Below are 12,261 nucleotides of genomic sequence, written 5' to 3' on the forward strand. Positions count from 1 at the left end.
TGTTTGTGAAGCAGTCATCGTCGTATTTGCCGCATGAGCAGGAAGTGCGTTAGCCAGCGTGCCGATCGAGATCATAGCAGCCAAACCGATTGTGGACCACATGCGTAGATGTTTGTCGGTAGTTATGCGATTTATTTTTGTACACCTCGACAAGATTCTCTCGCCTGCCGAGGCGGAGCAGGATTACGACGCAAGAGTCGAGAAGTTGAAGCAGAGTTGTTTTCCGCAGCAATCATCAGAGAATCAGGGAACAATAATACAATGACAAGACTGCCGGCAATGACATGTTCAAAAATTTCTTAAAGAAATGATTTTTAAGACAAATTTCAACAGTTTTTTCATTTTCTTTGGGATATACTTGTGAGTAGTCCGCTTTGTTGGGACATAATGTTTAAACTTTGGAGGTTTTAAATTAATGGAAACAGGTACAGTCAAATGGTTTAATGCAGAAAAAGGGTTTGGCTTTATTCAAAGGGAAAACGGCGACGATGTATTCGTGCATTTTTCTGCCATCCAAGGCGAAGGATACAAATCTTTGGACGAAGGGCAACGTGTTGAGTTCAATGTTGTTACGGGCCAACGTGGACCTCAAGCTGAGAATGTTGTAAAACTGTAATATATAAATAAAGCCTGGACTTGACGAAATGTCAGGAACAGGCTTTTTTTTATTAATCGCTCTAACGTCTCCCGATACTTGGGTAAAGTCCCATGTATTTATATAACGCTCCAAAAGTGGATATTTTTTGACCCCCCCCTCGTTGCAGCCAAACTCCAAGTCATTGCTTGTCCATAAAAACCTTATAATATATGTCAACCATACCAACTTATGGACTACCCCTGCGTGCGAAAAATGGCGACAAGACGGTCCTGAAGGCTCATTGTGCACTGATCGAATGGAATCGTACAATGAGTCGGTCGTGTTCAACTGGACAGGCTTACAAAATAGTAAATGTTTTCCATATCATAATCTGCAGCAAATCATCATATGGTTTAACAACCAAATCGCAGGCACTGGAAAACGCCGTCCAAACAGGCCGACGGGGCTTTCGTGTGACATTTTTGAAAACAGGATGAAATTTTTCATGAAAACCGTTGTACTTGGCGTGAGAGTTATGTGTAATTGATAAGATCGGTCTGTAAAAAAACAGTAAACAGATCATTAAACTCCCCTCAATGCAGCCCACTCCCCTGTCACAGCTTGTTCACGCTCATTTCAGTGCCCCATTTGTAGGAGGTAAAGCCGACTGGAAACTTTGATGAAAAACGTTTTTGCGGAAGATTTGTATTTGTTCAACACGGGCCAATTATTTCAGGCCTACCGCACGTTCGGCTCGCACCCTGCCGTCGACAACGGCCGTGCCGGCGTACGGTTCGCGGTTTGGGCGCCGAACGCCCGTGCGGTGTCCGTCGTCGGAGATTTCAACGACTGGATGGGAGGCTCGCATACGCTGGGACGCGCCGGAACGACCGGTGTCTGGATCGGATTTATTCCCGGCATGCGGACGGGCGACCGCTACAAATATGAGGTGCTGGACGCGAATGGCGACCGGAGGCTCAAAGCAGATCCGTTCGGCTTCCAAAGCGAGCTTAGGCCGAACACGGCATCAATCGTGACCCGTTTGGACGGTTACGAGTGGCAGGACGAAGCCTGGATGGAAGACAAACGTCATCATCCGCCATACGCGAGGCCGATGCTTACGTATGAGACGCATTTGGGCACATGGCGTACCGATGGTCCAGAGATGTTCCGGTCATACGAACAACTCGCGGATGAATTAGTCGATTATCTCGTTTCGATGAACTACACCCACCTCGAGCTGCTGCCGCTGACCGAGCATCCTTTTGACCAGTCCTGGGGTTATCAAACGACCGGGTATTACGCCGCGACAACGAGGTATGGACCGCCGGATGGGCTCAAAAAACTCGTCGACCGCTGTCATCAGCAAGGGATCAGCGTCTTGCTTGATTGGGTGCCCGGGCACTTCTGCAAAGATGATCACGGTTTGCGCTTGTTTGATGGAACGCCGCTGTACGAGGATGCCGATCCGAGGCGCGCGGAAAAGCCAATCTGGGGGACGCTCGCGTTCGATTTCGGCAAGCCGGAAATCCACAGTTTCCTCCTATCGAACGCGCTGTTCTGGATGGACGTCTACCACATCGACGGCATCCGCGTCGACGCTGTCGCGAGCATGATCGACCTGCACTTCGACAAACCCGAAGGGATGAAGACGCTCAACCGCTGCGGCACGACCGAGCATCTCGAGGCGCTCGATTTCTTAAGGAAATTGAACGAAACGGTCTTCCGTGCGTTTCCAGAAAGCATCATGATCGCCGAAGATTCCTCCGCCTATCCCGCGGTCACCTCCCCGACTTATCTCGGAGGACTTGGCTTCAACTACAAATGGAACATGGGCTGGATGAACGATACGCTCCGCTACTTTGAAACCGACCCCGACCAGCGTTCTTCCATACACTCACATCTCACGTTCTCGCTCATCTATGCGTTCGCTGAAAACTACGTACTCCCGCTTTCTCACGACGAAGTCGTGCACGGCAAACGCTCGCTGCTGCACAAAATGCCGGGGTCATACCCCGAGAAATTTGCGAATCTCCGCTTGTTTTACGGCTACTGGATCACCCACCCCGGGAAAAAGCTGCTGTTCATGGGCGGCGAGTTCGGCCAGTTCGACGAGTGGAAAGATTACGACCAGCTTGATTGGATGCTGATGGACTATCCTTCCCATGCGGCCATGCAGCGGTACGTTCGCAAGCTGAATCGTCTCTACTGCGAGCAATCCGCCTTATGGGTACGGGATCACGACGCAGGAGGCTTTGAATGGATTGACGTTAATAACGCCAAGCAATGCATAATCTCTTTCATTCGCAAAGGATGGGACGGCACGCCTTCCGTCATCATAGTCTGCAACTTGTCGCGAGAATCGTACCTGTCTTATCGGGTCGGAGTACCTTCGCGGGGCAGGTACCGGCTGCTCTTGAACAGCGATGACGCGGAATTCGGCGGCAGCGGCCAACCGGCTTTCATGACGGCGCGCTCCGCGGCCAGAGCAATGCATGGCAAACCATACAGCATCGAGATCTCCATTCCAGCCTTGACGGTTCAAATTTGGACGAATGCCTAGTTCGTCGAACGCCCGTTCATTTCGGCAGCAATTGCTGCCGCGCTATTTTCATGAGGAGAGAGGAGTGTTGGAACTTGAGCCGCAAAGAAAACAAAGAATGTATCGCGATGCTGCTTGCAGGAGGGGAAGGACGCCGTTTAGGCGTGCTCACTAAAGATTTAGCCAAACCGGCCGTGCCATTCGGAGGAAAATACCGGATTATCGACTTTACGCTCAGCAATTGCGTCAATTCCGGAGTCGACACGGTCGGGGTGCTCACGCAGTACCAGCCGCTCGTTCTTAATCAATATCTCGGGATCGGCAGCTCGTGGGGATTGGACCGTCGCGAAGGCGGCATGCATGTGCTTCCACCGTACGTTAGATCCAAAGGGGGCACGTGGTACAAAGGGACCGCGAACGCGATCTACCAAAATCTTGGGTTTATCGAGCGTTACGATCCCGAGTACGTACTTATCATCTCAGGCGATCATATTTACAAAATGGATTACGATTTGCTGCTCGAAACGCACAAGCGCAACCGCGCCGACGCGACGATCGCCGTCATTACGGTGCCCTGGGCGGAAGCGAGCCGCTTCGGCATTCTGAACGTCGACGATAAGGCCCGCGTGACCGAATTCGCAGAAAAACCGAAGAAGCCGTCGAGCAACCTTGCTTCGATGGGGGTATACATGTTTTCTTGGCCGGTGCTGAGGGATAGGCTCATTCGGGATGAAGCCGACAGCGGGTCGTCCAACGATTTCGGCAAGGACATCCTTCCGAAGATGCTGGAAGAGGGCGCCCGCCTATTCACGCATCGATTCAACGGCTATTGGAAAGATGTCGGAACGATCGAGAGCTTGTGGCAGGCGAATATGGATTTGCTCGGCGACAAGCCGGGGCTGGATTTAAACGATCATTCATGGCGCATCTATTCCGTCTGCCCGAACCAGCCGACGCAGTATATATCACCTGCGGCCAAAGTGCAAAGTTCGATGATCAACGAAGGCTGCACCATCGAAGGCGAAGTGCACCGCAGCGTGCTGTCCCACGGCGTGCACGTCGGCGAAGGCAGCATCGTCGAAGATTCGGTGCTCATGCCCGGAGCGGTCGTCGGGCGCGGCGCGCGCGTCATCCGTGCGATCGTAGGTGACAACGCGGTGATTGAAGACGGCATGCGAGTCGGGAGGATCAACTCGGATGAAATCGCGGTCGTCGGCAGCGGCGTGCGGGTGTCCGGGCAACAATTGAAGGAGGTGGAGACCGTATGAAACTGCCGATGCTTGGCATCATCAATCTCATTCATGAAACGGACGAAATGGGGACGCTCACGCAAGGAAGGTGCCTCGCGACCGTACCATTCGGCGGCCGGTACCGACTGATCGATTTCGTCCTGTCCTCGATGGTCAATTCCGGCATGCAGGAGGTCGCGGTGTTCGCGCACACGAAATACCGCTCACTCATGGAGCACCTCGGCACCGGGACGAACTGGGATTTGCATCGCAAACAAAACGGGCTGTTCGTGCTCCCTCCGGCCATTGAAGACCAGAACGATTTCGCACGGGGCGACCTCTATCATTTTTATCGGAACCGGGACTACTTCGCTCGAAGTCCACACGAGTACGTCGCGATTTGCCGCAGCCATATGGTATGCAATGTCGATTTCGAGGATGTACTGCGCCACCATCGCGATCATGAAGCAGACATCACGGTCGTTTGCAAAGCGAACCCGGGGAGCATCGTCGGCTTGGCGCGCAAGGTAAGGGTAGACGAAACGGGCCGGATCAAGGACATTCAAGACCATTACGGCCGATTGTCCGATGATGTCGTATCGATGGAGATGTACATACTCCGCAAAGATTTGCTGATCGACCTGATCGAAACGTCGCTGGCGCAAGGGCGCGACCACTTCGTGCGCCATGCGGTTTTCTCGCGCCTCGACCAGCTCAAGGTGAGCGCCTACATGTACGACGGGGTTCTTGGCATCGTTAATAACATCGCCTCGTACTTCCGCCACAGCATGGAACTACTGCAGCCCGAAATTGGGCGCGAGCTGTTTTTCCGTCCGGGGCCGATATATTCGAAAGGCCATGGTGAACCCCCGACTCGTTTTTTGACCGGTGCGGATGTGAACCATTCGCTTGTGGCGAATGGCTGCGAAATCGACGGTATCGTCGAAAACAGCATTTTGTTCCGCGGTGTCAAGGTGAAGAAGGGCGCGGTCGTTCGCAACAGCATCGTGATGCAGAACAGCGTCATCGGGGAAGACGGCTCGCTCGAAAGCTGCATCCTCGACAAGGAAGTGGAAATCCAGCCGTTTCAGCAATTGCGCGGCGTTCCCGATATGCCGTTTCTCGCGCTTAAGCGCAAAGTCATTTGATCCAATGAAATGGAGGGCGAAAGGTGTATGAAAGTATGGTTCGCAGCATCGGAAGCTATGCCGCTCGCCAAGACGGGCGGGCTGGCAGACGTCGTTGGCGCGCTGCCGAAGGCGCTCGCGAAGCAGAGCGTGGACGTGACGGTCGTGCTTCCCAAGTACGGCGAAATCCCGCACGAGATCGCGAGCCGAGCGGAGTTGCGGCAGATCGTATGGGTGCAGATGGGCTGGCGCAGCCAGTACTGCGGCTTATACGAAGTGAACGTGGATGGCGTGCAGTATCTGCTTATCGACAATGAGTACTATTTCAAACGCGGCCATTTGTACGGATACGGGGACGAGGCGGAGCGATTCGTGTTTTTCAGCTCCGCGGTCATCGAAGCGCTGAAAGCGACGGAGGAGGTGCCGGACGTGCTGCACTGTCACGACTGGCAGACCGGGCTTGTCCCGTTCCTGCTTCGTACGCGATATGCCAATCACCCCGGCCTGAGCCGCATCAAAACAGTATTTACGATTCATAACCTGCAATACCAAGGCGTCTTCTCGCGCGACATGCTGCAAGATTTGCTGGCGGTCGGCGACGATTCGTTCTCGCCGGACGCGCTTGAGTTTTACGGAGCTGCCAGCTTCATGAAAGCCGGTCTCAGGTTCGCGGATAAGCTGACAACGGTCAGTCCGACCTACGCGCAGGAAATTTTGACGGAGACCTACGGCGAGAAAATGGATGGCGTGCTCCGGCAGCGGGCGGGCGATTTGACCGGCATCGTGAACGGCGTTGATACGGATGCGTATGATCCGATGCGCGACGAGTATCTGACCGTCCGCTATCGCGACTCGGTCACGAAGAAGCGGCGGAACAAGCTGGCGCTGCAGCGCGAGCTCGGGTTGCCGGAGGACGATACGGTGCCGATGCTCGGCATTGTATCCCGGTTCGTCTGGCAAAAAGGGATCGACATGATCGGAGAGGCGATCCCGGAATTGATGAACGAGCGGTTGCAGCTTGTCGTGCTCGGTGCGGGCGAGCAGCAGCTGGAGTCGATGCTGCGCGCGGCGCGGGACCGCTATCCGGACCGGATCTCCGTTTGGTTCGGATTTAACGAAGGGCTCGCCAGAAGGATCTATGCGTCGTCCGACATGTATTTAATGCCGTCGCGCTTCGAGCCTTGCGGCCTCAGCCAGCTCATCGCGCTCCGCTACCGGACCGTGCCGATCGTTCGGGAAAGCGGCGGGCTTCGCGACACGGTAACGTCGTACAACGAGTACACCGGCGAAGGAAATGGTTTCACGTTCGGGCCTGCGAGCACCCACGACATGCTGTATACGATTCGCCGCGCTTTAGCACTTTATCAAGATGAGGCAGTTTGGTCGCGAATATTGACCAACAGCGCGAAAATAGATTACGGCTGGAGCACATCGGCACGCGAATATCATAAGTTGTATCGCGTGCTGGTCGGCTGACGGCCGCTCTGCATAAATGCCCTGAGGATGGCTTGGTACGGCGTATCTCCCGTCTTTGCCAGCTGTGCAATGACTTTCGCATCCTTAATGTTCGCGATCACCTAAGCTGACAAGAGAAGCACGCCATTAGTCGCGTGCTTCTTTGTTTTGTATGCCAGTGAGAGGGGGAACGCCGAACGATTTTTAATTTATTACCAATCCCTACTTAATAAATTACATTTTATTAAAAGTTCCAGCAGGTATAATTTTTACAAGAGCCCACCTTACGGGAAAGAGGGATTGATAGTATTGAAAGCGGTTTTAAGCAGCGACAGCCGGCGCATCAAAATCAGGAGAACGAACCGGATCGTACAGAACTTAAAAAGAGATTACTTGCTATATGCTCTCTTGATGCTTCCAATGGCCTATATCTTGATTTTCAGATATGCGCCAATCTATGGGGTATTGATGGCTTTCCAGGATTACAATATTTTTCAAGGCATCAGCGGAAGCGAGTGGGTCGGATTAGACGTCTTCCAGTTTATCTTCCAGCAGGACAGCTTCTACCGGGCTTTGAAAAATACGCTCATTCTGAATCTTCTCGACTTGGCCGCAGGCTTCCCGGCACCTATTATTTTGGCGGTTCTGTTAAATGAGCTCAGATTTACACGATTCAAAAAATTAACGCAAACCGTTCTGTACCTGCCGCATTTTTTGTCTTGGGTCATTATCGGAGGCATGGTGTATTTAATGTTCTCGTCGGGAGGCATGGCCAATACGATCTTGTCCGGCCTTGGTCTTGGCAAAATCGAGTTTCTCTCCGACACAACAAACTGGCTGATCATGTATGTGGCTGTTGGGGTATGGCAAAGCGCTGGTTGGGGAACCATTCTTTATCTGGCTGCCATGGTTGGAATAAATAACGATTTGTACGAGGCAGCGGACATGGACGGATGCAGCAGGCTTCGCAAAATCCGGCATATCACTTTGCCTGGAATCAAGCCCACCATCATTATCCTTCTTATTCTGCAGATCGGGAGAATGGTCTCGATCGGATTCGACCGGCCATTCGTTATGGGAAATTCGCTTGTCAGCGACAACTCCGATGTTATCAGTACTTATGTTTACCGGATCGGGATCAGCTCAGGCGATTTCTCGCAGGCTACCGCTGTTGGATTGTTCCAATCGGTTGTCGGGCTGCTGTTTCTCGTGTCGGCCAATTATATCTCCAAAAAAATAGGCGAGCAAGGAATCTGGTAAAGGGCGTGAGTGGACTGAACAAATCAAAAACGAATCTCGCAGACATTCTGATTCTAGTATTCATTACGGCCGTTTCCGTAACCTGTCTCGTTCCTTTCTTATATATGATAGCGCTTTCTCTTAGCTCGAATAATGCTATTATTTCGCAGAAGGTATCCTTGTTGCCGGTAGGGTTCACTCTTGAAACCTATAAAACGATTCTTAGCGATTTCGACATGATTTACTCGCTTGGCTATACGATCGTACTTACGATTTTGTTTACGGTATGCAGCATGTTTTTTACCATTTGTGCTGCCTATCCCCTTACGAAGAAAAGATTAATGGGCAGAAATTTCTTCCTCAGCACGATGGTGTTTACGATGTATTTCAGCGGCGGATTAATTCCGAGCTATATTCTCGTGAAGAACCTGGACATGATGAATACGATGAGCAGTCTTATTTTACCCGGAGCTTTAAGCGTTTTTAATATGATTATCCTGAAAACCTTCTTCTCCTCTCTTCCGGAAAGCCTGGAGGAGGCGGCGGCGATCGACGGCTGCAACGAGTGGGGAATTCTGGTTAAGGTCGTTCTGCCGTTGTCTATGCCCTCTATTGCTACATTAAGCCTCTTTTATGCAGTCGAGAGGTGGAACGGCTTTCAGGATGCGTTGTTTTATATTACGGACAAGAATCTATATCCCATACAATTAAAGCTCTATCAGATTATTTCGGCTAATCAGCAGTTGGATACGCAGCAAGGGGAAGGCAGCACGGGTGCCTTTATCGTTCCTGAATCCCTGAAGGCCGCAAGCGTTATGTTCGCTACCGTTCCTATATTGCTGGTCTACCCTAAACTTCAGAAATATTTTGTTGATGGCGTAATGACCGGGGCAATTAAAGGATAAAGAAAGGCTGCAAAACACTAATAGAAAAAGGTGAGGTTGAAAACATGAACAAAAAAATGTTGGTTTTACTACCCGTTCTTACTCTGTTAGCCAGCGGATTGGCAGGCTGCGGCGGCGATAATAATAATGGGAACGCGCCCGCGGAAACGTCAAACGCTTCGGCAGAGACCAAAGCGCCTTCAGGCTCACCGGTTACATTGACCGTTGAGGTATTTGACAGAGGCATTCAGGGACAGCCGGATCTGAATAACAACACGTGGACCAGGTATATCAATGAGCATTTCGGCAAGCCGAACAACGCGGTCGTGAAATTTGTCCCGGTTCCACGATCGCAAGAGATCGATAAGCTGAACGTCATGATGGCAGCAGGCGAGGCACCGGATATCTCCTTCACATACGACAGTGCAACCGTATCCCGGTATGCCAAAATTAACGGAATTATGTTATTGGAGGATTTGCTTGAGAAGTATGGCCAGGATTTGAAAAAATATTTAGGCGATACCGTTCTGACTTACGGACAATTTAGCGGGAAGCAGATGGCGATCCCGGCAAAACGAACATCGCTTGCATGGATCGGCAGTTTTATCCGGAAGGATTGGCTGGATAAATTAGGACTGCCCGTTCCGACGAATAGAGATGAATTATATACTACCCTTGTTGCATTCCGAGATCAGAATCCCGGAGGCGTAGATGGCGTTATTCCTTGGGGATTGGCGGCAACCGGCATGAATTATGGTACAGGCAATTTGGCTGAATCTTACTGGGGCGAACAGTCGGACGAGGATTTCGTGACCTCTCCCAACTGGTTAAAGCCCGGAAACAAGGAATCGCTGAAATTCCTCAACAAGCTGTATAATGAGAAATTGATCAGTCCTGATTTTGCGCTGGACAAAACAGCGAAGCAGGCGGACGCGGACGTGACTAATGGCAAGGTCGGATTTTTCAGCGCGAACTGGGATTATGCGTTCAGACAAAATATAAGCGAACCGCTAAAGGCCAATGTGCCGGACGCTAATTTTGTGCCAGTCGATACGTTTAAAAACGATGAAGGCAAGTACAAAAAAATGATTTATAACGAAAATGGCATCAATGTCTTTATTCCGAAATCCAGCAAAAACGCGGAGCTGGCCATCAAGTACTTGAACTGGATGGCAAACCCTGACGTATTGTTCTTCCTGCAATATGGGGAAGAAGGGGTTAACCACCAAATGGTTAATGGCATTCCGCAGATGATTGCGCAAACGGGTGACAATATGCAAACCAGCCCCCAAAATCTCGATTATACGCTGGTGGTAAACGGCGTCGAGCTGGGCGATCAGGAAAAAAATATTAAAGCGCTCTCCGCTTCGTATTCCGGATTGGAAACGACCGCGGAGCAATCCTACAAAATCAACACGACGGACGGCTACACCGGCTTCTTCTATGATACGCCTAATGAAGCCAACATCAAATTCGGCAAGACGCTTGGAGATATGAACAAGCAAATGACCGATAAGCTAATTGTATGCAAGCCTTCGGAATTCGACGGCATGTATGACAAGCTTGTTAAAGAATATATGGATGCCGGCGGCAAGGCTGTTATGGAAGAAAACATGAAAATCTATGAAGCTATGCAGGCAAACAAGAAGTGATATAACGGGCTGGCTGGCTGACAAGCCTATGGACGTAAGGGTCCATAGGCCTTTCTCTATATAACCCGTAATGCTGCGATCATTATGACGAGAAGAACCTATCGGGAGGTACTTATGTATAGTGTCATTATTGTTGATGATGAGCCGTGGGCAATTAAGGGAATCAGGAATGCCTTTGACTGGAGTAAATATGGATTTGAAATAACGGGTCAATTCACGAGCGTTCATAAGGCATTAGAATATATAGGCGAGTCAAATCCCGATCTGATCGTTACGGACATTCGCATGCCCGAAATTTCCGGGCTTGAACTGATGAGGATGACGAGAGAAAGGGGCAAGGATGCCGACTTTGTGGTTGTAAGCGGTTTCGCCGAATTCGCCTATGCTCAAGAGGCTATCCGATGCGGAGCACTCGATTATTTCTTGAAGCCCATTGATATTGAGCTTGCGGATTCTTTGATACAAAAGCTGGCTGCTCATTTCGCCGGCAAGAAAGGGAATCTTAATAACCTGATTTTAGAAGCTTTAAATTCGGCGGATCACGGCGAGCTGTGCCGATTAACTCCATTTTTTAGCCATTCATCCGAAAATGACTATTATCGCGCACTCATTCTTTATTCTAATCGCGATAGAATCGGCAGCGGCAAGCGTTATGATGTCAAACAAACATTGGAAATAGAACTGGGATCAAGAAAAACATTATACATCCTAAAAAGCAGCCAAATAGCGGATTTGAAGGAAAGCCTTCTTTTTTCAGAGTTGGCAGGAGCAGATGTGAAAGCGGCAGGAATCAGCAGTATTTCGAATCATTGCAAGGATATTGCCAAGCTGATCAAGGAATCCGACCTGGCAGCATCGAAGGTTTTTTTGAATGAGGATGAAAAGGGCCTATTCGAATACGAACAAAAGCTGGATAAAGTAAAGCCTTTTATCGATAGCATTTCGTCCATTTTCAAAGAGAAGCAGTTTGAAGCATTGGAGGATACCTTTTGCAGGCTTAAAAACGACTTCAGCGCAACAGATGCCGGCATGGGGGAGGTTGTTTATTTATGGAATCAGGTGGTCAGCGTATTGCTGGCTTCCTTTTACGAAGAGCTGAAAGACATGGAGCTGAGCTTCCACAATTACTCCGAGCTCAAGGAACGCTTTGAAAACTTCGAGTCCTTATGCGGGTTTTTATATGATGTCTTACTATATATTAAACTACTGAACCGTCAATCCGCGAATGAGGGCGATATCAACTCCTATTTTGCCCAGATGGTAAACTATATCGATCATCACTATCCGAACAAACTGTACCTGAAAGATTTGGCTGCAAAGTTTTTCCTTAATCAAGTGTACTGCTGTCAGTTGTTCAAAAAAAATATGGGAAAAACATTCTCGGAATATGTCACGGAATTGCGGATAAACAAAGCCTGCGAGCTGTTGAAGCACTCGGAAATGTCGGTTGAGGAAGTAGCCTTAAAGGTAGGGATTACCGATTATTACTATTTCAATAAAGTGTTCAAGAAACAAATCGGAATCACACCCGCGAAATATAGAAAAAGCTGACTAAA

The 12,261-nt window shown here is 50.1% G+C and carries 9 protein-coding genes; all 9 read left to right on the forward strand.

Annotation, left to right across the window (positions count from 1 at the left end; genetic code table 11):
- Positions 1-415: 415 nt before the first annotated feature.
- The 9 genes from GT003_RS23075 (at position 416) to GT003_RS23115 (ending at position 12,256) form a co-directional block, all read left to right on the forward strand.
- Positions 416-616: a cold-shock protein gene (locus tag GT003_RS23075; RefSeq protein WP_161702304.1), complete on the forward strand. Its 201-nt coding sequence runs from the start codon at positions 416-418 to the stop codon at positions 614-616.
- A gap of 640 nt (positions 617-1,256) precedes the next feature.
- Positions 1,257-3,140: a 1,4-alpha-glucan branching protein GlgB gene (gene glgB, locus GT003_RS23080; RefSeq protein WP_161702306.1), complete on the forward strand. Its 1,884-nt coding sequence runs from the start codon at positions 1,257-1,259 to the stop codon at positions 3,138-3,140.
- Positions 3,141-3,214: 74 nt separating this feature from the next.
- Positions 3,215-4,387, forward strand: a complete 1,173-nt coding sequence (locus GT003_RS23085; protein WP_275589193.1) for a glucose-1-phosphate adenylyltransferase — start codon at positions 3,215-3,217, stop codon at positions 4,385-4,387.
- On the forward strand, positions 4,384-5,496 hold the full coding sequence (gene glgD, locus GT003_RS23090; RefSeq protein WP_161702310.1) for a glucose-1-phosphate adenylyltransferase subunit GlgD: 1,113 nt from the start codon (positions 4,384-4,386) through the stop codon (positions 5,494-5,496). Before GT003_RS23085 ends, glgD begins: the two co-directional genes overlap by 4 nt.
- A gap of 27 nt (positions 5,497-5,523) precedes the next feature.
- Positions 5,524-6,951 (forward strand): glycogen synthase GlgA, encoded by a 1,428-nt coding sequence (gene glgA / locus GT003_RS23095; RefSeq protein WP_161702312.1) that lies wholly within the window; start codon positions 5,524-5,526, stop codon positions 6,949-6,951.
- A gap of 288 nt (positions 6,952-7,239) precedes the next feature.
- The gene (locus tag GT003_RS23100; protein ID WP_420831474.1) at positions 7,240-8,190 is read left to right on the forward strand and encodes an ABC transporter permease; all 951 of its coding nucleotides are present in this window, start codon (positions 7,240-7,242) and stop codon (positions 8,188-8,190) included.
- Positions 8,191-8,195: 5 nt separating this feature from the next.
- Positions 8,196-9,074 (forward strand): carbohydrate ABC transporter permease, encoded by an 879-nt coding sequence (locus GT003_RS23105; RefSeq protein WP_420831473.1) that lies wholly within the window; start codon positions 8,196-8,198, stop codon positions 9,072-9,074.
- A 44-nt stretch (positions 9,075-9,118) separates the two neighbouring features.
- The gene (locus tag GT003_RS23110) at positions 9,119-10,705 is read left to right on the forward strand and encodes an extracellular solute-binding protein (protein WP_161702314.1); all 1,587 of its coding nucleotides are present in this window, start codon (positions 9,119-9,121) and stop codon (positions 10,703-10,705) included.
- Between the two features lie 114 nt (positions 10,706-10,819).
- Positions 10,820-12,256, forward strand: a complete 1,437-nt coding sequence (locus tag GT003_RS23115; protein WP_161702316.1) for a response regulator — start codon at positions 10,820-10,822, stop codon at positions 12,254-12,256.
- The last annotated feature ends 5 nt before the right edge of the window (positions 12,257-12,261 follow it).

This window comes from Paenibacillus sacheonensis, assembly GCF_009909195.1.
GTDB lineage: Bacteria > Bacillota > Bacilli > Paenibacillales > Paenibacillaceae > Paenibacillus_Z > Paenibacillus_Z sacheonensis.